General features: G+C 71.4%; 19 protein-coding genes and 5 pseudogenes. 16 read left to right on the forward strand and 8 right to left on the reverse strand.

What is annotated here, in order from left to right:
* Positions 1-57: 57 nt before the first annotated feature.
* Positions 58-792, reverse strand: coding sequence for a GAF and ANTAR domain-containing protein (locus tag AS594_RS04730; RefSeq protein WP_069925815.1), 735 nt, complete (start codon positions 790-792; stop codon positions 58-60).
* 402 nt (positions 793-1,194) lie between these two features.
* On the opposite strand from AS594_RS04730, the gene AS594_RS04735 reads away from it, so the two are divergent.
* Positions 1,195-2,430, forward strand: coding sequence for a PP2C family protein-serine/threonine phosphatase (locus AS594_RS04735; RefSeq protein WP_107358133.1), 1,236 nt, complete (start codon positions 1,195-1,197; stop codon positions 2,428-2,430).
* Between the two features lie 27 nt (positions 2,431-2,457).
* On the opposite strand, the gene AS594_RS47195 is transcribed toward AS594_RS04735, so the two are convergent.
* The gene (locus AS594_RS47195; RefSeq protein ID WP_256096976.1) at positions 2,458-2,586 is read right to left on the reverse strand and encodes a hypothetical protein; all 129 of its coding nucleotides are present in this window, start codon (positions 2,584-2,586) and stop codon (positions 2,458-2,460) included.
* A gap of 321 nt (positions 2,587-2,907) precedes the next feature.
* On the opposite strand from AS594_RS47195, the gene AS594_RS48365 reads away from it, so the two are divergent.
* The 3 genes and pseudogenes from AS594_RS48365 to AS594_RS04745 all read left to right on the forward strand — a co-directional run bounded on the left by AS594_RS48365 (position 2,908) and on the right by AS594_RS04745 (position 5,636).
* Positions 2,908-3,546: a hypothetical protein gene (locus tag AS594_RS48365; RefSeq protein WP_425314836.1), complete on the forward strand. Its 639-nt coding sequence runs from the start codon at positions 2,908-2,910 to the stop codon at positions 3,544-3,546.
* 69 nt (positions 3,547-3,615) lie between these two features.
* Positions 3,616-3,769: pseudogene (locus AS594_RS45970) on the forward strand (DNA starvation/stationary phase protection protein); the annotation flags it as partial.
* Positions 3,770-4,334: 565 nt separating this feature from the next.
* Positions 4,335-5,636, forward strand: a complete 1,302-nt coding sequence (locus AS594_RS04745; protein WP_107382725.1) for an MGH1-like glycoside hydrolase domain-containing protein — start codon at positions 4,335-4,337, stop codon at positions 5,634-5,636.
* 190 nt (positions 5,637-5,826) lie between these two features.
* On the opposite strand, the pseudogene AS594_RS04750 reads toward AS594_RS04745, so the two are convergent.
* A pseudogene (locus tag AS594_RS04750) lies at positions 5,827-6,790 on the reverse strand (pirin family protein).
* Positions 6,791-6,995: 205 nt separating this feature from the next.
* Here AS594_RS04750 and AS594_RS04755 point away from each other — a divergent pair.
* The 3 genes from AS594_RS04755 (at position 6,996) to AS594_RS04765 (ending at position 9,347) form a co-directional block, all read left to right on the forward strand.
* Positions 6,996-7,829 carry a PP2C family protein-serine/threonine phosphatase gene (locus AS594_RS04755; RefSeq protein ID WP_069925818.1) on the forward strand — a complete coding sequence of 278 codons (834 nt, stop codon included), beginning with the start codon at positions 6,996-6,998 and terminating at the stop codon, positions 7,827-7,829.
* A 66-nt stretch (positions 7,830-7,895) separates the two neighbouring features.
* Entirely contained in the window at positions 7,896-8,891 is a 996-nt protein-coding gene (locus AS594_RS04760; protein ID WP_069930276.1) for an MASE1 domain-containing protein, read from the forward strand.
* Positions 8,892-9,002: 111 nt separating this feature from the next.
* Positions 9,003-9,347 carry a tetratricopeptide repeat protein gene (locus tag AS594_RS04765; protein WP_069930277.1) on the forward strand — a complete coding sequence of 115 codons (345 nt, stop codon included), beginning with the start codon at positions 9,003-9,005 and terminating at the stop codon, positions 9,345-9,347.
* 25 nt (positions 9,348-9,372) lie between these two features.
* Here the strand turns inward: AS594_RS04765 and AS594_RS04770 are convergent, their stop codons facing one another.
* Positions 9,373-9,984 (reverse strand): ATP-binding protein, encoded by a 612-nt coding sequence (locus AS594_RS04770; protein ID WP_069925819.1) that lies wholly within the window; start codon positions 9,982-9,984, stop codon positions 9,373-9,375.
* 290 nt (positions 9,985-10,274) lie between these two features.
* Between AS594_RS04770 and AS594_RS04775 the strand changes: the two genes are divergently transcribed.
* A complete protein-coding gene (locus AS594_RS04775) occupies positions 10,275-11,651 on the forward strand; it encodes a phosphoribosyltransferase (protein ID WP_069925820.1) in 1,377 nt (458 codons plus the stop codon).
* 298 nt (positions 11,652-11,949) lie between these two features.
* Positions 11,950-12,798, forward strand: a complete 849-nt coding sequence (locus AS594_RS04780; protein WP_069925821.1) for a GNAT family N-acetyltransferase — start codon at positions 11,950-11,952, stop codon at positions 12,796-12,798.
* Here AS594_RS04780 and AS594_RS04785 read toward each other — a convergent pair.
* Positions 12,776-13,912, reverse strand: coding sequence for a TetR/AcrR family transcriptional regulator (locus AS594_RS04785; RefSeq protein ID WP_069925822.1), 1,137 nt, complete (start codon positions 13,910-13,912; stop codon positions 12,776-12,778). The genes AS594_RS04780 and AS594_RS04785 overlap by 23 nt on opposite strands.
* A gap of 114 nt (positions 13,913-14,026) precedes the next feature.
* Here AS594_RS04785 and clpX point away from each other — a divergent pair.
* The 5 genes and pseudogenes from clpX to AS594_RS04810 form a co-directional block, all read left to right on the forward strand.
* A pseudogene (gene clpX / locus AS594_RS04790) lies at positions 14,027-14,962 on the forward strand (ATP-dependent Clp protease ATP-binding subunit ClpX); the annotation flags it as partial.
* Between the two features lie 137 nt (positions 14,963-15,099).
* A complete protein-coding gene (locus tag AS594_RS04795; protein WP_069774663.1) occupies positions 15,100-16,536 on the forward strand; it encodes an NF041680 family putative transposase in 1,437 nt (478 codons plus the stop codon).
* A gap of 13 nt (positions 16,537-16,549) precedes the next feature.
* A pseudogene (locus AS594_RS42815) lies at positions 16,550-16,975 on the forward strand (ATP-dependent Clp protease ATP-binding subunit ClpX); the annotation flags it as partial.
* 152 nt (positions 16,976-17,127) lie between these two features.
* Positions 17,128-18,099 carry a hypothetical protein gene (locus AS594_RS04805; protein ID WP_069925824.1) on the forward strand — a complete coding sequence of 324 codons (972 nt, stop codon included), beginning with the start codon at positions 17,128-17,130 and terminating at the stop codon, positions 18,097-18,099.
* A 222-nt stretch (positions 18,100-18,321) separates the two neighbouring features.
* Positions 18,322-19,113, forward strand: a complete 792-nt coding sequence (locus tag AS594_RS04810; RefSeq protein WP_069925825.1) for a VOC family protein — start codon at positions 18,322-18,324, stop codon at positions 19,111-19,113.
* On the opposite strand, the gene AS594_RS04815 is transcribed toward AS594_RS04810, so the two are convergent.
* The 3 genes and pseudogenes from AS594_RS04815 to AS594_RS04825 all read right to left on the reverse strand — a co-directional run bounded on the left by AS594_RS04815 (position 19,100) and on the right by AS594_RS04825 (position 20,322).
* Positions 19,100-19,387: a DUF2087 domain-containing protein gene (locus AS594_RS04815; protein ID WP_069930278.1), complete on the reverse strand. Its 288-nt coding sequence runs from the start codon at positions 19,385-19,387 to the stop codon at positions 19,100-19,102. The genes AS594_RS04810 and AS594_RS04815 overlap by 14 nt on opposite strands.
* 125 nt (positions 19,388-19,512) lie before the next feature.
* Positions 19,513-19,716: a cold-shock protein gene (locus AS594_RS04820; RefSeq protein WP_069925826.1), complete on the reverse strand. Its 204-nt coding sequence runs from the start codon at positions 19,714-19,716 to the stop codon at positions 19,513-19,515.
* A gap of 209 nt (positions 19,717-19,925) precedes the next feature.
* Positions 19,926-20,322 (reverse strand): annotated as a pseudogene (locus tag AS594_RS04825) (arsenate reductase ArsC).
* A gap of 106 nt (positions 20,323-20,428) precedes the next feature.
* Between AS594_RS04825 and AS594_RS04830 the strand changes: the two are divergent.
* Both AS594_RS04830 and arsB read left to right on the forward strand, forming a co-directional pair.
* On the forward strand, positions 20,429-20,740 hold the full coding sequence (locus AS594_RS04830) for an ArsR/SmtB family transcription factor (RefSeq protein WP_069930279.1): 312 nt from the start codon (positions 20,429-20,431) through the stop codon (positions 20,738-20,740).
* Entirely contained in the window at positions 20,740-21,858 is a 1,119-nt protein-coding gene (gene arsB, locus AS594_RS04835) for an ACR3 family arsenite efflux transporter (protein WP_069925827.1), read from the forward strand. The genes AS594_RS04830 and arsB overlap by 1 nt, the downstream gene beginning before the upstream one ends.
* Positions 21,859-21,872 lie beyond the last annotated feature (14 nt).

Raw genomic sequence — 21,872 nt, forward strand, 5'->3', positions numbered from 1 at the left:
GCCTGAGCACGACCGGGGCACACACACGGGGCGCGGGCACTGCCCGCGCCCCGTTGGTCAGGGGCGGGGCCGCAGGCCCGGTTCCCGGGGCGGCCGGCCCGCGATGCCGGACAGCAGATCGGCGCACAGATCACGCAGTTTCACATTGCGATGCTGCGAGGCGGTCCGCAGGATGGCGAAGGCTTCGTCGGCGGAGCACTTGCGCTGCCCCATGATCACGCCGATGGCCTGATCGATGACTGTGCGCGACTTCAGCGCGTTGTGCAGGTCTTCGGCGAACTCCTGCGCGTCGGAGATCCGCTGCGCCAGCGCGATCGCCCCTGCGGCGCGGGCCGCCCTTCCCCGCAGGAAGACGAGATCGGCGGTCGCGAAGCCGTCCGGCTTCGGCGAGTACAGATTCAGTGCTCCCGCGGTATGAGCGGAATCGGTGGGAACCGCGATCGGCAGCGACAAGGAGGAGCGCGTCCCGGACGCGGCCGCGTAGGGCGGGTAGTCCCCCCACCTCGGCTCGCTGAGCATGTCCGTGACGACGATTTCCTCGCTGCGGCGCAATGACTGCAAACACGGTCCGTCGTCCTGGCCGTACTGCCTCTCGTCGAGCGGCAGCGCACTGCCACCGGCGCTCGCCACGGTCAGGGGACGACCGTGCCGCTCCAGAGTGATGCCGCATCCCTCTGCCTCGGGCGTATGCGCCAGCGCACTGTCCGCCAGGGCGGACAAGAACCCGTCCAGCGAGTTCGTTTCCAGCAGCAGCGCCGTCAGATCCGGTGCCTCGAATGCCCCGTCAGCCACGGTGGGTACCCTTCGTTCGGACCGAACGTCCTCAGTCGGCCGTGCACGCCCGCCGGGGGCCCCAGGCTCCGGTCCCGCAGGGGAATTCCTCCAGCGCTCCACCCGCCCCGGCCCCGTCGGCGAGGCGAAGAAAGGGCAGGCGGCCTCTTTCCACTATGACACTCGCCCCGCTTCGGACAGAGCGGTGACTGCGGGAAACCGGGCACGCGGCACTCGTCCGCGCATCGCCCCGTGACGACCGACCGAGTCGTACGCTGGTCGTGACATTCGTTCGGGCTTCTCGTTTTCGTCTGCCGAGCACCGTGCCCCGCGGCCCTTCGCATCGTGAGGCCGACGGGCGGACGCGGGCCGTCAGTGTCCGACAGGTCGACCGGTATGGCTTCGCTCATGGACAGCGCCCGTATGCTCCACGCGTTGTTGCGGGCCAGCCATCTGTCCGCGTTCGAGGAGCTGCCTGACCTCGTGGAGCGACACGCCGGCGAGGCGGGACTCCTGCGTGCGCGCATCTACGTGGCCGACATCCAGGAAGTGGTACTGCGCGAAGCCACGGGGCGGGGCCTGGACGCCGGAGCCGGCGGGCAGGAACTGCGGATAGACGCCACGCTGCCGGGCCGGGCCTTCCGCGACGGGCAGTCCCACCCGATGCCTGCCGACGGCCGAGTGCAGCATTGGCTGCCGGTGCTGGACGGCACGGAACGCCTGGGTGTCCTGCGGGTCGAGACCGAGGGCGAGCCGGACGAGCCCACGCGGGTGGCCATGGAGGATCTCGCGTCGCTGGTGGGTCTGCTGCTGGTCTCCAAACGCCACCATAGCGACTCGTACGCCCGCCTGACCCGGGGCAGCCCGATGTCGGTTTCCGCGGAGATGCAGTGGACGCTGATGCCGCCGCGCACGTTCGCGAACAGGCGGGTGACGATCGCCGCGGCCATGGAGCCCGCCTACGCCACCGCCGGCGACGCCTTCGACTACGCCCTGGCCGGCGACACGGCCCACCTGGCGGTCTTCGACGCCATGGGCCACGACACCTCCGCCGGGCTGACCGCCAATCTCGCCATGGCCACCTGCCGCAACCAGCGGCGCCAGGGCAAGAGCCTCACCGAAGCCCGCGATGCCATCGAATCCACCTTGATCGAACAGTTCACCCAGTCCCGCTACGCGACCGCCGTGCTGGCCGACCTGGACCTGGAGTCGGGTGTGGCGACCTGGATCAACTGCGGTCACCACTCCCCGGTCCTGATCCGCGGCCGACGATGGACCACCCACCTGGGCTGCACCCCGAGCCACCCGGTCGGCACCGACCTGGGACTTCCCGCGAACCTGTGCCGCGAGCAGCTGGAACCCGGCGACCAGCTGCTGCTCTACACCGACGGCATCATCGAAGCCCGCGACGCCGAAGGACGCGAGTTCGGCCGCGACCGCTTCGTCGACTTCGTCATCCGCCACCAGGCCGACGGCCTGGCCACCCCCGAAACACTGCGCCGGCTCGTCCGCGCCGTACTCGAGCATCACCACGGACACCTCAACGACGACGCCACCGTCCTGCTCTGCGAATGGCACGGCGGCTCGCAGACGGCCGCCCCCGTCCAGGGAGAGGGCGTGGCCGGGCGGAGTCCGGTGAGCGCCGCCGAGCCGGACTGACCGGCGGCCCGGCGACCGGCCGGATTCTCAGTCGGTCTCGGCGAGGCCGACGAGCTGCATCGCGTTGTGCCGCTCTCGTCGTTGGCGGCCTGCGTCCTGCACGGCGATCAGCCGCTGCTCTCCGGCGACGCCTTTGGCGATCTCGCGCGCAGTCACGATCAGCGGATCTGGCTGGTGGAGCGCCTGGCGGAGGCGATGGAGGCCAGAGCCGGCAGCGTGCCGTTGCTGATCGCCCGGACGACGTGCAGTGAGCCGACCCGCAGAGCCCCTGAGCAGCTTCCGACGCGTTTGCGGAGCTCGCCGGTCCTGTGGATGCTGGCCGGGCGACGGACCCCGCCGGTCCGGCGGAGTAGATCGTCGCGGCCGCGAGCGACGCGATCCCGGCGATCACCGTGCCCTTGCGGCCGTTGTCCGGCGCGACCATCGGCCAACTGGCCGACGACACACTCGGAGCAGCCGTAGACGCACGTACGGGGCTTGCTCGACGGCGCCGGCGGAAACCCGTTTCTGGCCGTCGAGATGCTCACTGGACTGCGGTCCGCCGATGCCCCGGGTGAGACTGTGCCCCCGGGGCTCGTGGTGGGCGTGCCCGGCAGACTCAAGTCCCTCCGGCCCGGCACTCTGCGCTTCCTCCGGATGGGAGCGGTGCTGGGCCGCAGGTTCGGCTTCGCGGACGCCGCCGCGCTGTGCGGCCAACCTTCCGCCGAGTTGATCGCGGCACTCGACGAGGTGGTGCGCACCGGACTCCTGGACGACGACGGCGACCACCTGTGCTCCCGGCACGACCTGCTGCGCCAGGCGGTCTACGTCGACATCCCGCCGTCGGCGCGGAAGGCCCTGCACCGCGAGGCCGCCAACCGGCTTGTCTCCGCGGGCACCCGCAGCACGTCGGCGGCCAGTTCCCCGGCTTCCGGTTCCTCCGCCGGCAGCAGCCGTTCCCGGCCTTCCAGGACGGTGACCGCGCAGCCTAAGCGGGCGAAGACCTGGGCGAGTTCGACGCCGATGACGCCGCCGCCGAGGACCAGCAGGGACGCGGGCAGCTCCTTGGCCGCCATGGCGTCCCGGTTGGTCCAGTACGGAGTCGTCCCCAGCCCCGGAACCGAGGCGATCCGTTAAGCAACCGGAGCACACCCCAGGAGGCCGATCGTGACCACCGAGTCCCAGCCCTTGAGCAGCCAGCCGTGGCTGCACCAGAAGAGCGCGGTGATCCAGGAGTTCGGAACCGTCAAACTTCCACCAACTCCACCTGGTCCTGGGCAAGCACGCGGGAGAACAGCTCGACATCGTCGACACGCTCGCCGAACGGGTGCAGACCCTCGGCGGGGTGGCCGTCGGTGACGGCGGTGCCCTTCGAGCAGCAGCTGGCGGCACTGCGGCCGGACTAGGCAGGTGCGGGCGACGTGGTTTCCCGCTCGCCTGTGGATTCACCACTCGGCTGTGGAGCCGGACTCGCGGGCGGTGGCCCCCGCTCCCGACGTGAGAGAGCCCACGTCGGGGACGGACACCCCGAGATCGGCGGCGAGGTGGCAATGCCCGGCCCGCCGCATCCGGCGCATGAACTCCCCCGCGTTCCGGGCCCACCCGTTGCCCGAGCCGCCTGCGGGCGGGAGCCGTCTTCGGGCGACTACGGGTCCGATGTCGGATATATCACTCTCCAGACCCGTTCGCTTACCCGGGGTGAATGCGTAGCCTGTCGCTACCTGTGCGCTGTCCAAGCAACTGGAGCTCCTGAAGTGGAAGGCGTCACCCGCGACCCGCTTGTCCCCGGGCAAGCGTCCTCCGAGGCGCTCACTTCCAGTGAGCGCACCGTGACCACTCCCCGAGTCCCCACGGCCTTCGTCCCCGCTCAGGCCGGTCCCCCCTCCCCCACCGCGCCTCCCCTGCCGGGTACCGCCGACCGGGAGATGCTGGGGCAGGCAGCCGCCCAGGTCCTGCTGGACAACTGGACCGGCGCGTCGACCGTTCCCTCCACCAGCCTCTACCCCCACCAGTGGAGCTGGGACTCCGCCTTCGTCGCTATCGGGCTGCGGCACTTGTCGCCGCAGCGTGCCCGACGCGAACTGGAGACGCTCCTCGGTGCACAGTGGGCCGACGGGCGCATCCCCCACATCGTCTTCAATCCCGCGGTGTCACACGGCGCATACTTTCCGAGCCCCGACTTCTGGCGGTCCTCCACCGTCGGCAGGGCCGCGGGCGCACCTGCCGCCCTGGAGACTTCAGGCATCGTGCAGCCACCCGTTCACGCCCTGGCTGCCCTTATGGTCCACCGCAGCGATCCCGGCACCTCACGCCGCGAACGGTTCCTGGAGCGGGTACGCCCGGGACTTGTCGCATGGCACGAATACCTGACCGGCCGCCGCGACTTCGGCGGCCACGGGCTCGCGGCCGTACTCCACCCGTGGGAGACGGGCATGGACAACAGCCCTTGCTGGGACGAGCCGCTCAGCAGGGTCGAGCCCGCTCCCGCCGGCTCCTTCCGCCGCGCCGATCTGAGTTTCGGCGATGCCTCGGACCGGCCCACCGACCTCGACTACGGCCGCTATGTCAGCCTGGCCACGCAGTACAGGGACCACGGCTACCGCGACACGGGCACTGAGCACTCGTTCGTGGTCGAGGACCCCGGCTTCAACGCCCTGCTCATCATGTCCGAGTACGCCCTGGCCGACATCGCCGAGGAGCTGGGCCAGGACGCGGAGCCCCACCGTTCGCGGGCGCGCCGGCTGACCACGGCGCTGATGCGGCGGCTGTGGGACGAGGACGCCGGGCTGTTCCTCTGCCGGGACGTACGCACGGGGACCGCACTTCCCGACAAGAGCGTCACGGGCCTGTTGCCGCTCATGCTTCCCGAACTGCCGGAGCGTACGGCCCGCGCCCTCGTGCGGACCATGACGGGTCCGCATTTCGGGCTGGGTGCGACGACTCGGCTGGTGCCCAGCTACGACTTGCGCGGTCGGGCCTTCGACGCCTCCCGTTACTGGCGCGGGCCGGCCTGGTTCAACATCAACTGGCTCCTGGAGCGTGGCCTGCGGCAGCACGGCATGTCCGATCAGGCCGACGCCGTGCGGCAGGCCGTCCTTGACGCGGCCGGTGCATCGGATTTCGCCGAATACGTCGATCCCCGGACCGGAAAGGCGTGCGGCACAACGAACTTCAGCTGGACCGCCGCTGTCGTCCTGGACCTCCTCTCCCCGGCCCACCGGACCTGACCGCAGGGCGCGCGGCGGCGGGGCGGAGTGGCGAGGAGCAGCGTGCCGGCGATCGCGCCGCCGGGAGGCGCGCACATGACCGGACGGTGGCCGCCGATCCGGCCGCCGACGCCTGATCCGCGTACGACGGGCCGGTGACGGCCTCCGCCGAGCGTGTGCATGCCTCTCTGCCGTCGCGCGTCAGCGCGGGTCAGCGCACCCGGCCCCGTGGTTTCAGCGCCACCGGCGGGAGTTCGGGGCGGGAGGCGGTCACCGGCGTAGCCGTGGACCTCGCCGAAGCGGGTGCCTTCCATCCAGTCCTTGCGCGCCAGTTCGATTTCCTCGTGGGAACGCCCGATGAAGTTCCACCACATGACCAGCTCCTCCTCGAAGGGCTCGCCACCGAGGAGCATCAGGCCCGCGTCGGAGTCGGCGCGCAGGGGCAGTTCGGTGCGGCCGCAGCCGAGGTAGAGCATCGAGCCCGGGAGCACGGGGACGCCGTCGACGTGTGCCTCGCCGGACATGGAAAGCACGGCGTACTCGAAGTCCGGGTCGAGCGGCAGCCGGGTCTCCGTGCCGCGTGTCAGTGCGAGGTCGGCGCCGACGATGGGTGTGTACGTCGTACCGGGCGACGCGGCGCCGTCGAGGGAGCCGAGGATGACGGTGGCGGTGAGACCGGGCGCCGTGACGGCCGGGAGGTCCGCGTGGTGCTGGAAGTGCGGTTCGGTGTCGCGGTGGCTCTCCGGGAGCGCGACCCACAGCTGGGCGCCGTGCAGAAGGCGGGCGTGCGGTTTCGGGCTCTCCTCGGAGTGGCTGATGGCCCGGCCCGAGGTCATCAGGCCCAGTTCGCGCGGCCGGATCGTCTGGAGGCTGCCCAGGCTGTCGCGGTGCAGCACTTGGCCGTCGTGCAGCCAGCTCACCGTCTGGAGGCCGAAGTGCGGGTGCGGCGGTACCTGCATGCCGGGCTCGTCGGCGATGTCGTCGGGACCGTAGTGGTCGACGAAACACCAGGCGCCGATCATGCGGCGGCCCAGGTTCGGCAGCAGTCTGCGTACCTGGGTGGACTCACCGAGCTGCACCTTGCGGGCGGTGAGGAGTTCACGTACCGGCTCCGCTACGACGAAGCCGCGGCCGCCGCAGACGGAGGGCACCGCCCGGCGCTCGAGATTGCTCATGCCGCCCAACCTACTCGTTCGCGTCCTGGCGCTCCGGAAAACCGCTCCCCGCCACCTCCCCGGGGCGACGCGAGCCGGCCGGATACGCCGTGCGAGGGCCTTCGCTGAGCGGAACTCGCCTCCCGGAAATACGATGGGCCGTGCCGCTGCGCGCGGTTTCCGTCAGTGGTTCGCGAGCTTGAGCCCATGAATCTCGGAGCGGTCCATGACCCGGCGTCGTCCCACGAGCGCCGACGACCTGCTGACCCGGCTCGGGCGGCTCACGGCGCAAGTCCGTACAGGCACGGAGGCGCAGCAGGCGCGGGTGGAGCTGGCCGAGGCGCTCCAGCGCGAGATGCTGCCGGCCGAGCTGCCGTCAGCGTCCGGCCTGCGGACCGCGGCCCGCTACTCGCCCGCCCGCCACGGCCTGGACATCGGCGGCGACTGGTACGACGGTTTCCCGCTCCCCGACGGTTCACTGGCGTTCTGTGTCGGCGACGTGCAGGGCCACGACGCCGAGGCGGCCGCTTTCATGGGACAGGTCAGAATCGGCCTGCGTGCGGTGGCCGTGGCCGCCGCGGACCCCGGCGAGGTGCTCCGCCGGGCCAACGAGCTGCTGCTGTCGGTGGACAGCAGCCTCTTCGCGACCTGTACGTTCCTGCGCTTCGATCCGGCCACCCAGGAGCTCGAGAGCGCCCGCGCCGGCCATGTGCCCACGGTTTGGGCATCGGCCGACGGCCGGAGCGGCATCGCCGAGGACGAGGGCGGACTGCCGCTCGGTCTGATGCTGGGCGAGGACTACCCGGTCGTCCGCCGCCGGCTTACACAGCCGGGGTCGTACGTCCTGGTGACGGACGGAGTGGTCGAGGGGCCGTCGTTTCCCATAGAGGACGGGCTGGAGCAGGTGGCGGCCCTGGTCGCGGCGGGCTGCGGCGGCGATCCGGACATTCTGGCCGCCGAGGTGATGAAGGTGGCGGACTCCACCGGCCACGCGGACGACGCCGCCGTGCTCGTCCTGACGTACGACGGCCCGGCGCCGTCGGCGGAGCGGCCCGGCTGAGGCAAGCGGCCCCGCGGGGGCGTGTCACGGCCCGTGCGCGGCCGGAGGCATTGTCTGATGGCTGGTGTGATGCGCACCGAGGAGATCCGACGCGTGGCCGGAGCCGTTCTCCGGACACTCGGCGTGGCCGGCGCCTACTTCGCGGCCGGACAGGTCGGTCTGCTGGAACAGGTGACCGTCGAGGGTTCGGTCGTCACGCCCCTGTGGCCGCCCACCGGCATCGCCCTCAGCTCCCTTCTGTACATGGGGTTGCGGGTCTGGCCGGGGATCGCGCTCGGCACCCTCCTCGTCGTCCTGTCGCTCACGTCGTTCCGACTCGCCGAGCTGGGCATCATGGCGGGCAACACGCTGGCTCCGGTGTGCGCGTACCTGATGCTGCGCCGCGTGGGCTACCACGCCGAGCTGAACCGGCTGCGGGACGGGGTGGCGCTGGTCTTCCTCGGGGCCCTCGGCGGGATGCTGATCAGCGCCACGGTGGGCTCCTGCGTGCTGGTCCTCAGCGGCAATCTGCCCCTGAGCAGTTTCTGGCCCGTGTGGGCCGCGTGGTGGGCCGGGGACGCCATGGGCGTGCTCGTGGTCACACCGCTCCTGGCCGTCCTGCGGCGGGTCCGGATGCCGCACGACGCCTCCCGGTGGGCGGAGGTGCTGGCTCTGGCGGTCACGGCCGCGGTGGTGGCCTCCCTGGCTACCCGGAGCGAGATGTCCGTGCTCTTCCTCGTCTTCCCGCTGCTCATCTGGGCGGCCCTGCGGTTCCAGCTCGCCGGGAGCGCGCCGTGCGCGGTGTTCGTCTCCGTACTGGCGATCTCGTCGGCCATCGACCGCGACGGACCCTTCGCGGACCACAGCCTGTTCGAGGTCATGCTCACCCTCCAGGCGCTCAATGGCTCGGCGGCGCTCACCGCGCTGCTGCTCGCGGCGATCATCACCGAGCAGCAGCACGTCCGCCTGAAGATCGAGCTGGCCTGCCAGGAGCTGGCCGAGGTGGTGGAGCACCTCGCGCCGGGGGAAGCCGCGCACCGACTGGGTTCCGGCCTGGACGAGAGCCGCCGAACGGCCGACTGACACCGCACCCACGCTTGGTGGAATATTCAACTAATGCGGACGGTTGAGGCCGTCGCACGGCCCCCGGCCCGGGGGCGCCGACAGGAGGACCCGATGACCGCGCGGACGAATCTGAACGACGCCTACTACAGCCACGGCACCGCCGCCGAACGCTGGGCGCGGGCACGGCTCTTCTTCGACGCCAAGGAGTACGACAAGGCCGCGCGCGTCCTGACCGGTCTGGTCGGCGAGGTCCCCGAGCAGCTCGCACCCCGCCTGCTGCTCGCCCGCTCGTACTACCACTCCGCGCAGCTCGGCAAGGCGGAGACCGAGCTGCGCTCCATAGTGGAGCGCAGCCCGGTCGAGTACTACGCCCAGCTGATGCTGGGACGCACCCTGGAGCGTCAGGGCCGGAGCAGCGAGGCGGCGCCGCATCTGCGGCTCGCCGCCGCGCTGTCCGGGGACTTCCCCGACTAACCCCCTGGCCCGGGCATCTCCCGGGCTAGACGAGCGCGGGAACCGCCACGGGGACGGGGGCAGCCGCGGGGGACGGAGCCGGGGCAGGCGCCGGGGCCGTGTCGGGCGCCGGAACCGGGGCAGGCGCCGGGGCCGTGTCGGGCGCCGGAACCGGGGCAGGCGCCGGCGCCACGTCGGGCGCCGGAACCGGTTCCGGCTGCCCCTTGGTGTCGCCCACACCGGGAACGGGCGGGCGCGGCATCAGCGGACTGTTGCGCGCGTCCTCCACACGCCGCGTGAACCACACGACCTTGCCGTCGGCGGTGCCGCAGGTTCCCCAGCTGTCGCACAGCCGGGCGACAGCGGCGAGGCCGCCTCCGCCGGCGGAGGTGAGGCGCGGCATCGGGGGGCCGTTGTCGGCCACCGAAGCCGTGAGATGCCTGCCGGTCCAGCGCAGTTCGACGACGCACCAGTTGTCGTCGCCGACATGCCGGTGGACATTGGTCAGAAGTTCCTCGACACCCCTGCACACCGGCTGGATGTGCAGCTCGAGATTCCAGTGCCGCAGGTGTGCGGCAAGAATGCGCCGGATCTGCGAGACGCGCTCCGCCGATACGTGCAGTTCGACCGCGTAATACCGGCCGCTGGGAAGTGTCATGGCCGTGGCTCCTTACCGCGAGGCCCACATGCTTCACCTCGTTGCAGCAACGACCCCCGAACACGAAGAGTGAGCGATAGTCACCATTGGGTCAGGGACATCGTGGCCCCCGGATGCGCGCACCGCAACCGGTGCGGCCCAGGGAACACGGCGGCCGGGCCGGTCCGGCCGCCGTGCACGGCTACTCCGACTGCCGGAACGCACCGACTTGCGCGACAGCGCCACATGGGGTTGTTTCGAAGAAAGTGCGGACGTGGTTTCTGTCTCCCCTGGTTTGGGGGTGAACCGCTGTGCTGTTCACCGACCGCGCCGACGCGGGGAAGCGGCTGGCCCTGGCCCTGCGCCATCTGGAGGACGAGCGGCCCGTTGTACTGGGCCTGCCCCGCGGCGGGGTTCCGGTTGCCTACGAAGTGGCACGGGCGCTCGGCGCACCCCTCGATGTGGTCGTCGTACGCAAACTCGGCGTCCCGTACCACCGGGAGCTGGGGTTCGGCGCCATCGGTGAGGGCGGGGCGCGGGTCATCAGCGACGACATCGTCAGCCGCGCCGGGGTCGGGCCCGACGACGTGGCGGCGGTCGAACGCGCCGAGATCGCCGAGCTCGAACGGCGGGCGCTGCGCTTCCGTGGCGACCGGCCCCGGCTGGCACTGGAAGGGCGGACCGCCGTCGTGGTCGACGACGGGATCGCGACCGGCGCCACGGCACAGGCCGCGTGCGAGGTCGTACGGGCGCAGGGGGCGGCGCGCGTGGTGCTCGCGGTTCCGGTGGCGGCGCCCGACGCCGTCGCCCGGCTGAGCAGTACGGTCGACGAACTGGTGTGCCTGTCCGTACCGCAGATGTTCCGCGCGGTGGGCGAGTGGTACGAGAACTTCACCCAGACCTCCGACGAGGAGGTCGTCGCACTGCTGGCGAGGGCCGCGGCCCCGGCGGGGAGTTCGGCCCGTACGGTCGCGCGGAACGGCACGGAAGACGTCGCGGAAGACCTCGCGGAGGGAAGCGAGGAGGAAGTCGAGGTGGACGCCGGTGGCGTCCGGCTCGCCGGGGATCTGATGCTGCCCGTGGGCGCCGCCGCGGTAGTCATGTTCGCCCACGGTTCCGGCAGCGGCCGCCGCAGTCCCCGCAACCGGGCCGTGGCGGAGTCCCTGAACCGCGCGGGTCTGGGCACGCTGCTCTTCGACCTGCTCACGCCCGCCGAGGAAGCGCACCGGGCGAACGTCTTCGACATCGAGACCCTCGCCGGACGACTCGGTGACGCCACCCGCTGGCTGCGCCGCCGCACGCCCGTCCCCATCGGTTACTTCGGGGCGAGCACCGGGGCGGCCGCCGCGCTGCGGGCCGCCGCGTCCGCCGGTACGTCCGCGGACAGGGAGGCGGACACGGACGCGGAGGTCGGGGCCGTCGTCTCGCGCGGCGGCCGGCCCGACCTCGCCCGGCCACGACTCGGCGACGTACGGGCACCCACCCTGCTCATCGTGGGCGGCCGCGACACCCTCGTGCTCGACCTCAACCGGCAGGCGCAGGCGGAGCTGCGCTGCGAGAACCGCCTCGAAGTCGTCCCCGGCGCCACACACCTCTTCGAGGAGCCGGGGGCGCTGGACAAGGTCGCCGAGCTCGCCCGGGACTGGTTCACCATGCACCTGGTGGCCGGGGCGCAGGCGGCCGGCTAGCCGGTTCGCGCGGCGGCGGCCGGCAGGAGCGCACGGCAGTGCGAACTCCGCCCGGCCGCACGTCGGTCCGCACCTCCCCCTCGCCCGGGACCGGCCCGGAACCCTCCCCGTAGCGCGGGTTTCCGAGCGGGCCGAAAGCGTGCGGTCGCATCGCGCACGTGTCATACGCTCCTGATGTGTTCACCGGTTCGCGCCTGCGGCCGGGTTCGGGATCACTGTTGGACATCAACCGCGCTCGAGGTCGAGGCTCCCGTCCGGGTCGCCGTCCCCGGGCCGACGAACGCTCGGGGAGCCATACGTGCCCGCATTCGAGATCGGGGTCGCGAGCGCCGACGACATCGCGCTGATGGGCGACTGGGCCGGCGCCGAGGGCTGGAATCCCGGCGTCGGCGACGGCCTCACCTTCTTCGCCACCGACCCGCACGGCTTCCTGATGGGCCGGCTCGACGGCCGGCCGGCGGCATGCGTCTCGGTCGTGCGCTACGGAACCGGCTCCGGCTTCCTCGGCTTCTACATCACCCGCCCGCCACTGCGCGGCCAGGGCTACGGCATGCAGCTCTGGCAGGCCGGTATGGCGCGGCTCGACGGGCGCAATGTCGGGCTCGACGGCGTCGTCGAGCAGCAGGAGAACTACCGCAAGTCAGGGTTCCGTTCCGCCTGGAACAACATCCGGTACGAAGGCGTCCCGGCCGGGGACGTCACCGCGCCGCCCGGCGTCCGCCTGATGGACGCCCAGGGCCTGCCCTTCACCCGGCTGGCGGCGTACGACCGCCGGTTCTTCCCGGAGGCGCGCGACCACTTCCTCGCGGCCTGGATCTCGGCGCCGGGGCGCACCGCGCTGGCGGCGGTCCGCGACGGCGAGCTGTGCGGCTTCGGCGTGGTCCGCGAGTGCCGGGCGGCCTCGCGCATCGGCCCGCTCTACTCCGAGAGCCCGGAGGTGGCGGGCGCCCTGGTGAGCGCGCTCGCGGCGACGGTGCCGGGCGGGCCGGTGGCGATCGACGTCCCGGACACGCACCCGGCGGCCGGGCCCCTGATGGGACAGCTCGGCCTGACGCCCTCGTTCGAGACGGCGCGGATGTACACGGGTCCGGTTCCGCCGATCGACCGCTCGGGACTGTTCGGCGTCACGAGCCTCGAACTGGGCTGACCGGCCGGGCCGCCCCTGGCGGACCGGCGGCGCCGGGCGCGGCCGCCGCCGCATGGCAGGCGCCGCGGCCGTCGGCCCGGGCGACGATCCGGCCGGCTTCGACACGAACCGCGGCCTCGGTGGCGTCGCTCACGGCCGGTACCCCGGCCGCCCGCGCGAGGGCGCCGGACGCGTCGTACACCACCTGGAGTCGCGGCCACGCCGACGGCGGGAACGCCCGGCGCAGGCAGCCGCACAGGCCGGCGACGGTCAGCCGGGCGAGCGGGAGCAGTTCGGCCGGTTCTCCGGTGACCAGGACGGCGGTGACCTCGGCCCCGGGAGGTGCGGCCCGTACCGCTTCCTCGACGGCCTCCAGCCGGTGCAGCCCGAGGACCGCCACCACACCGTCGCCGTCCAGCCGCGCCGGCTCGCCGCGCACGGCGTCCGTCGCGGGCGGCGGCGACCAGGGCTCGCCGGCCGGACGCGCCTGAGGGATGTAGGGGAGGTGAGGCGGCGGCCAGGTGTCCTCGAGGCCGAGGCCCGCCAGCCGCTCGCAGGCACTGACGACGTTGAAGGGGTCGACGAACCCCGGCGCGGCGTCGGCCAGCTGGCTCGCGCCGTTCAGCGTCGTGAGGACGGCCTCCGCCCGGCGCACCATGCGGGCGGGCGGCGCGCCGGACGGCCGCAGTTCCTCCAGGGCCAGCCCGAGCAGGACGGCGTTCAGCTTCATCAGTTGCGCGAACGGCTGCCGGACCGCCTCCTCGGAGAGCACCTCCGCCATCAGGTGCCTGCCCAGGCGCGCCGATCCGAGCCGCTCGCCGGCGCCCGCTCCTTGGAGCGGCAGTTCCGCGACCCAGGCGCGGGCGAGTGCGCCGAGGGCCTCGGGGGCCGTGCGACCGGGTTGGGGGTGCGCGGGTTCGGGTACGCGCTCCGCGAGATCGGCCAGTACGGCGAAGTACAGGGCGCGCTTGCCGGGGAAGTTCGAGTACACGGCACCGCGGGTCAGCCCGGCGCGTTCGGCGATTGCGTCGACCTTCGCGCCGGGGAAGCCCCGCTCGGTGAACTCGCTCCTGGCCGCTTCGAGCACCCTGGCGCGGTTGTGCTCCTGAAGCTCCGCCCTGCTGAGCCGGCCCATGGTCCTCACTTGCCTGCGCGTTGCTGTCCGTGTCGGTTCAAGATACCGTCGGCATCCAGATGGTAACGCCATATGGTGAGAGCATTTCGATGTTACGAGTGAGGACGTTCCCGAGTGCCACGTATCGGTGACAGCGGCGATCTGCTGAAGTGCACGTTCTGCGGGAAGAGTCAGAAGCAGGTCCAGAAGCTCATCGCGGGACCGGGCGGGATCTGCATCTGCGACGAATGTGTCGGCCTGTGCAACGAACTCGTCGCCGAGGAACCGGACGGGCCGGAGGGACCGGACCGCAAGGGCCGCGGGGAACGGCCGACGCCGAGGGAGATCCGGACCTTCCTCGACCAGTACGTCATCGGGCAGGACGACGCGAAGACGGCGCTCGCGGTCGCCGTCCACAACCACTACAAGCGCGTCGGCGCCGCGACGGCCACCCGGCGGCGGGCGCGGCAGACGTCCGGCGGCCGGGGTGAGGCGTCCCGGACGGCGGGGCGGGAGGAGGTCGAGCTCGGCAAGTCCAACGTCCTCCTGCTGGGCCCCACCGGCTGTGGCAAGACGTACCTCGTCCAGACCCTCGCCCGGATGCTCGACGTCCCGTTCGCGATCGCGGACGCGACGGCCCTGACGGAGGCCGGATATGTCGGCGAGGACGTCGAAAACATCCTGCTCAAGCTCCTCCAGGCGGCCGACTTCGATGTGCGCAGGGCCGAGACCGGGATCATCTACATCGACGAGATCGACAAGATCGCCCGGCGGAGCGAGAACCCGTCCCTGGCGCGCGACGTGAGCGGTGAGGGCGTACAGCAGGCGCTCCTGAAGATCCTGGAGGGCACCACCGCGAGCGTGCCGCCGCAGGTTGGGCGCAAGCATCCGCAGCAGGAGTTCATCAGCTTCGACACCAGTAACGTGCTCTTCATCGTGGGAGGGGCGTTCGCCGGTCTGGAGCGGATCGTCGAGCAGCGGGCCGGTCACCGGGGCATCGGGTTCGGCGCGGCGCCCCCGGCCTCCGGGGCGGTCCGGGAGGAGGGGTCCCTCGCCACGGTCATGCCTCAGCTTGGCGTTTATGGTCTGCCGTCGAACACGGCCTCGAACTTGCTGATGGGTTTGCCTGAGTTCCGGACGTAAGAGCGGCCTTCGCCTGATCCTGTGCTCCGTCACAGAGGCATGGGATCAACACGAAGGCCGTAGATATGAGTGTGCTGCAACACGGCGTCCCGCGGGATGCGTTTGCCGAACTGTCATGCTTCCGGACGGAGCTCTATGCCTGTCTGACCGGGCGGCGCGATGCGCTGTTCGAGCTGAGTGATGCCCTGCTGTGCGCGGATGGTCCGGTGAGGACGTTGGTCGAGCTGTCGTTGGAGCCTGAGCACCGGCGTGGGCATGGCGCCTTGTACGGCGGCCTGAACTGCGGGGATCTGGATGTGGCACGCCTGCGCAGGACGCTGGCAGGGCTGCCGCTTCCCCGCACGGCGTCGGGGCGGCTGGTCCTGGCGGTCGATGTGAGCAACTGGTTGCGGCCGGACGCGAATACCAGCCCGGACCGGATGTTCTGCCACACATACGGGCGAGGCAGAGGCTCGGCCCAGATGATCCCCGGTTGGCCCTACTCCTTCGTTGCCGCTGTGGAGCCGGGCCGGACCTCGTGGACGGCCGTGTTGGACGTGCTCCGGCTGCGGCCCTGGGACGACGCGATCGCCGTCACCGCCGGCCAGGTCCGAGAGGTGTTCCAGCGGTTGTATGTGGCAGGCCAGTGGCAGATCGGCGACCCGCCCGTCCTCGTCGTCTTTGATGCCGGCTACGACGTGACCCGCCTGGCCTTCCTGCTCGCGGACCTGCCCGTGGAGTTACTGGGCCGGATGCGTTCGGACCGAGTCCTGTACTTTCCGCCTACGCCCCAGCCGGCGGGCAAGCGCGGGCGTAAACCCAAGCACGGGGCAGAGTTCACCTTCGAGTACCCGGCCACCCTGCCGGTCCCGTCCATCACCACGGTGACCGACACCACTCACTACGGGCAGGCCGTCGCCACGGCGTGGGACCGCCTGCATCCACTGCTGACCCGGCGCTCGGCCTGGGCCGACCATCCCGGAGAGTTGCCGATCATCGAAGGCACCGTCATCCGTCTGCGGGTCGACCACCTTCGCGGCGACCGCCACCCCCGGCCGATCTGGCTGTGGTGGTCGGCCACCGATGCCACCGCCGGGGACGTGGACCGGCTCTGGCAGGCGTTCCTGCGCAGATTCGACCTGGAACACACCTTCAGGATGTTCAAGCAGACGCTGGGCTGGACGGCTCCCAAACTCCGCGAGCCGGCCGCCGCTGACCGTTGGACCTGGCTGGTCATCGCCGCCCACACCCAACTCCGCCTGGCCCGGCCCCTTGCCGAGGACCTTCGCAGACCCTGGGAGCGGCCCGCACGCCAAGGACGTCTCACCCCTGCACGGGTCCGCCGAGGATTTCGCCGCCTCCACGGCAAGGCCCCTCAACCGGCCGGTGCACCGAAACCCAGCACCGCAGGCCCAGGCCGACCAATCGGCACGAAGAACAAGCACCGTGCACGCGAACGCACCGTCGGGAAACAGGGCCAACCGGACCTCACGACAACCATCACAAGCAGCAGAGCTGGATAAACGTCAAGCTCAGGACCTGCTGAAGTTCGGCCTGATCCCGGAGATTGTCGGCAGGCTCCCGATGATGTCCGCCGTGCAGCCGCTCGACCGGGCGGCGCTGGTACGAATCCTGACCGAGCCGCGCGACGCGCTGATCCAGCAGTACCAGCGGCTGTTCGAGATCGACGGGGTGGAGCTGGAGTTCACCGAGGACGCTCTCGGCGCGATCGCCGACCAGGCACTGCTGCGCCGCACGGGCGCCCGGGCGGCGCGCGCGATCCTCGAAGAACTGCTGCTGGACGTGATGTACGAGGTGCCGGGACGGGACGACGTGGCGCGCGTGGTGGTCGACCGCGACACCGTGCTCGGCAAGGCCGCACCCGCGCTCGTGCCCCGCGCGCGGGGCGGCCGCGACGGCGAGCCGGACCAGGGGCCCGGCCACCGCGGCCGGACCGCCTGAGCGAGCGTCGCCGCCTTCGGCGCGCGGCCCGGGAGTGCGCCGGAGGCATCCCGGATGCCTGACCCACTCCTCTTGACTTCATACCCCTGGGGTATGTTGGAGTGCATCAGCCGCACCACATCAGCAGCGGCTCCTGTCTCCAGGGGAACGTCATGAACACCGGACTGAAGATCACAGCTTTCGCCGCAGCGGTCGCCGCGACGTTCGGTACCGCGTACGGCGTCGGCAAGGGCGTCGGCCCCGTCACGACGACCGAGGAGCGAAGCGTGGGCCACGGCGGGCACGGGGAGAAGAAGGAACGGGATGCCACCGGCGGCGGACACCGTCGGCACGAGGCGGCATCCGCCGCCGGTGGCCTCCAGGTCTCCGAGGGCGGCTACACCCTCGCCCTGGAAACCCCCCGCGTCGCCGCCGGCGGCCGTACGAAGCTCCGTTTCTCCATCCAGGACGAGCACGGCCGCAAGGTCACGGCGTACGAGCGCGAGCACGGCAAGGAACTCCACTTCATCGTCGCCTCACGCGACCTGACGGTCTATCGCCACCTGCACCCGACCCGCGCGGCCGACGGCACCTGGAGCACCTCCGCCGACCTGCCGGCCGCCGGCGCCTACCGGGCCTTCGCCGACTTCAAGCCGGCGAAGAAGGGGGCCGGGGCACTGACACTCGGCGCCGACCTGGCGGTCTCGGGGACGTACGCGCCGGCCGGCCTGCCCGCCCCGGCCGCCACCGCGGAGGTCGACGGATACGAGGTCGCCCTCTCCGGCGGACTGCGCCCCGGAAAGGCGGGCGAGCTGCGGCTGAACGTCGAGAAGAACGGCGAGCCGGTCACCGACCTCCAGCCCTACCTCGGCGCGTACGGCCACCTCGTCGCCCTGCGCTCCGGCGACCTCGCCTACCTCCACGTCCACCCCAACGGCGAACCCGGTGACAGCGCCACCGAGCCGGGCCCGGAGATCTCCTTCACCGCCACCGCGCCGAGTTCCGGAACGTACCGCCTCTTCCTCGACTTCCAGCACGACGGCAAGGTGCGCACCGCGGCCTTCACGGTCGAAGCGGGGAGGAGCCCGGCGGCCGGGCCCGCCGCCGACGAGCACCAGGAGGAGAAGCCGGGCCACGCGCACTGACCGGAAGCGCCCGTACGCCGGCCCGTCCCGCAAGGCCCTTGTCCGCGCGGGCCCGCCCCGTCAGGCCCGCGCGGGAGGCGGCCGCGCCCGCTGGTCCATGAGGATGAAACCGGACGGCCGCCCCTGCGGTGGCCGACGCCCGCACGGAAGCGATCGGCAAGGCTGGCAGGTGCTCCACCGGCCACCCCGCGGGAAACCTCCAGAGAGGCAGGGCGTACCACCATGCTCAGCACCGACTTCGTCACCGGGTCCCTCAACTGGCTCGACCTCGGCAGTCCCGACACCTCGGCCGCCGCGGTCTTCTACGCCGGCGTGTTCGACTGGGACTTCCTGTCGGCGGGCCCCGAGGCCGGTGGTTACGGGTTCTTCCAGCGGGACGGCAGGACGGTCGCCGCGCTCGGCCCCCTGACGGAGGCGGGGGCGAACTCCGCGTGGACGGTGTACTTCCAGACGCCCGACGCCGATGCCACGGTCAAGACGGCCGAGCAGAACGGCGGGGTCGTTCGCGTCGAGGCGTTCGACGTCATGAACGCCGGCCGGATGGCCTGTCTCACCGACCCGGGCGGCGCCGAGTTCGCCGTATGGCAGCCGACCGCCGTCAAGGGGCTGGAGAAGACCTCCGAAAACAACACCCTGTGCTGGGCCGAGCTGCACATCGCCGATCCGGCGGCCGCCCTGCGCTTCTACGGCGCGCTGTTCGCCTGGCGCGCGCGGGAGATGGACGCGCCGGGCATGCCGTACACGGTGCTCTCCACCGCCGAAGGCGACCAGCAGGACGTCTCGTTCGGCGGTGTCGCCCCGTTGCGCGACGCGTCCGAGGAGTCGCGCTGGATTCCGTACTTCGCGGTGGAGGACACGGACGAGACCGTCACCAGGGCGCAGGCGAACGGGGGTTCGGTGGTCATGCCCGCGGCGGACATCCCGGACGTCGGCAGGATCACCTGGCTCGCCGACCCGTTCGGCGCGACCTTCGCGGTGCTCAGGCCCGCGCCTCCAGCGGCTACCGCGGCCTGACCTCGGCACGCCGGTAGCTGCTGCCGTCCCGGGGGCGCGTCAGCAGGCCGGCCACGACCAGGTGGCGACGCAGCGCCGCGGAGTCCTCGTGCACCGTGAGCAGGGCTTCGTTGACCTCGCGCTCGCTGTAGGCGCGGTCCGGCTCGAACAGCGTCCGCGCGAGGTGTACGAGCAGCTGCTCGCGGCGGTTCGCCTTGCGGGGGATCGCCGTCAGGCGCCCGTGGGAGAAGAGGGAAGCCACCCCGTGCGACCCGTGGGTCTCGTTGTCCGACATGACCGGAAGCCTGGCAGGGGCCGGGCGGCCGGGCAACGCGTTTTCCCGGCGGACGGGGTGCCCGGCCCCGGCGGTCAGCGGCGGAACCGGGCACCACGGAAGGGCGTTACGCCCCAGCAGGGCGACTACCTGACGGTGACCTGCTCCGCCTGCGGTCCCTTGGGGCCCTGGGTGACCTCGAATTCGACCTTGTCACCCTCCTGGAGCTCCTTGAAGCCCGTGGACTGGATGGCGGAGAAGTGGACGAACACGTCGGGGCCGCCCCCGTCCTGCTCGATGAACCCGAAGCCCTTGTCCGCGTTGAACCACTTCACAGTGCCTGTTGCCATCAGTTCGATCCTTTGTTCCGTGCCACGGCCCGACCATCGCCGCGCCGGCCGCAGTCCTGTCGCAACTGCGGCTCCTGCACCTTGCCATCCCGACCCGGCTTCCGAATCGTCCTGTTTTCCGTGTCGGTGGAACTCCCCCCGACTCGCCGGGGGCTTCCCCTTCTCGGGCGTGCGGCGCGGAGCGGTCCGCGAGTGCGGGGCGTGTGCGGCTAACGCGGCGCGATCTCCGCGATCAGACCCTCGACGAGCGTCCTGATCTCGTCGCGGATCGGGCGTACGGCCGCGACGCCCTGCCCCGCCGGGTCCTCCAGCACGCAGTCGAGGTAGCGCTTGCCAGGAAAGACCGGGCAGGTATCACCGCAGCCCACAGACGTCGGACTCCTTCACCGCCTCGACCGTGAGCATCTTGGGGGTCTCGGCGGAGATGTCGATGCCGACCTCGCGCATGGCCTCGACGGCGGCCGGGTTCACGGCGTCACCCGGGCTGGATCCCGCCGAGCGGACCTCGACGCGGTCGCCGGCCAGATGGGTGAGCCAGGCGGCGGCCACCTGGGAGCGGCCGGCGTTGTGGACACAGACGAAGAGCACGGAGGGCTTCTCGGACATCAGGGCGTCTCTCTTGTCTCACGACGGGCTGCGGCGATGCGGCTCAGCCGCGGCTGACATCAGCAGCCGATGGTGTCAGTCTCGAATGATGTGGCAGTATCAGCCCATGATGACGTCAGCCGGCACTGAACTGATCCGCGTGCTCGCGGATCCGCTCAGGCTCCAGATCGTGACGCTGCTCGCCCACGAGACCCTGTGCACCACCCACCTGGTGGAGGAGACGGGCGCGAAGCAGACCAACCTCTCCAACCATCTGCGAGTCCTGCGCGAGGCGGGTGTGGTCGAGACCGAGCCCTGTGGCCGGTTCACCTACTACAAGCTGCACGCCGACTTCCTCGACGCCCTCGCCGCGTCCTTCGCCGACCTGGCCGCCACGGCCCGCACGACGGCCGCCACCGACCGGAAGCGCGCCTGCTGATGACGACGCCCGCCACCACGCCGGCAGCCCCGGCGGCGCCCGACGACGCCTCGATCGTCGCCAAGCTGTCGACCCTGGACCGCTTCCTGGCCGTATGGATCCTGCTCGCCATGGCGCTCGGCCTCGGCCTCGGCCGTCTGATCCCCGGACTGAACGACGCCCTGACCGAGGTGGAGATCGGCGGCGTCTCGCTGCCCATCGCCGCCGGCCTGCTGGTCATGATGTATCCGGTCCTGGCGAAGGTCCGCTACGACAGACTCGACGCGGTCACGGGCGACAAGCGGCTGATGGTCTCCTCGCTCGTCATCAACTGGATCGCCGGACCGGCGGTCATGTTCGCGCTGGCCTGGATCTTCCTGCCCGACCTGCCCGAATACCGCACAGGTCTGATCGTCGTCGGCCTCGCCCGCTGCATCGCCATGGTCATCATCTGGAACGATCTGGCCTGTGGCGACCGGGAGGCCGCCGCCGTCCTGGTCGCGCTCAACTCGGTCTTCCAGGTCGTCGCCTTCGGTGTCCTCGGCTGGTTCTACCTCGACCTGCTGCCCGGCTGGCTGGGCCTCGGCGCGGGCGAGCACCTCGGCATCTCGACGGGGAAGATCACCCTCAACGTCGTCATCTTCCTGGGCGTCCCACTGCTGGCAGGCTTCCTCACCCGGCGCATCGGCGAACGGAAGCTGGGCCGCGAGCGGTACGAGTCACGGTTCCTGCCGAAGATCGGCCCCTGGGCGCTGTACGGCCTGCTCTTCACGATCGTGATCCTCTTCGCCCTCCAGGGAAAGACGATCACCTCGCAGCCGCTGGCCGTCGTCCGCATCGCGGTCCCGCTGCTCGTGTACTTCGCCCTGATGTGGTTCGGCACGTTCGCGCTCGGCAAGGCCATCGGTCTCGCGTACGACCGGACCGCGACCCTCGCCTTCACGGCGGCGGGCAACAACTTCGAGCTGGCGATCGCCGTCGCCATCGCCACCTTCGGCGTGACGTCGGGTCAGGCCCTGTCCGGCGTCGTCGGCCCGCTCATCGAAGTCCCGGTGCTCATCGCGCTCGTGTACGTGTCGCTGGCCTGGCGGAAGAAGTTCACGGCCACGGCCGCCGCCACCCCGGGCCACGACGGCTGATGTACGCCTGGGAC

The organism is Streptomyces agglomeratus (genome assembly GCF_001746415.1).
GTDB classification, from domain to species: Bacteria; Actinomycetota; Actinomycetes; order Streptomycetales; family Streptomycetaceae; genus Streptomyces; species Streptomyces agglomeratus.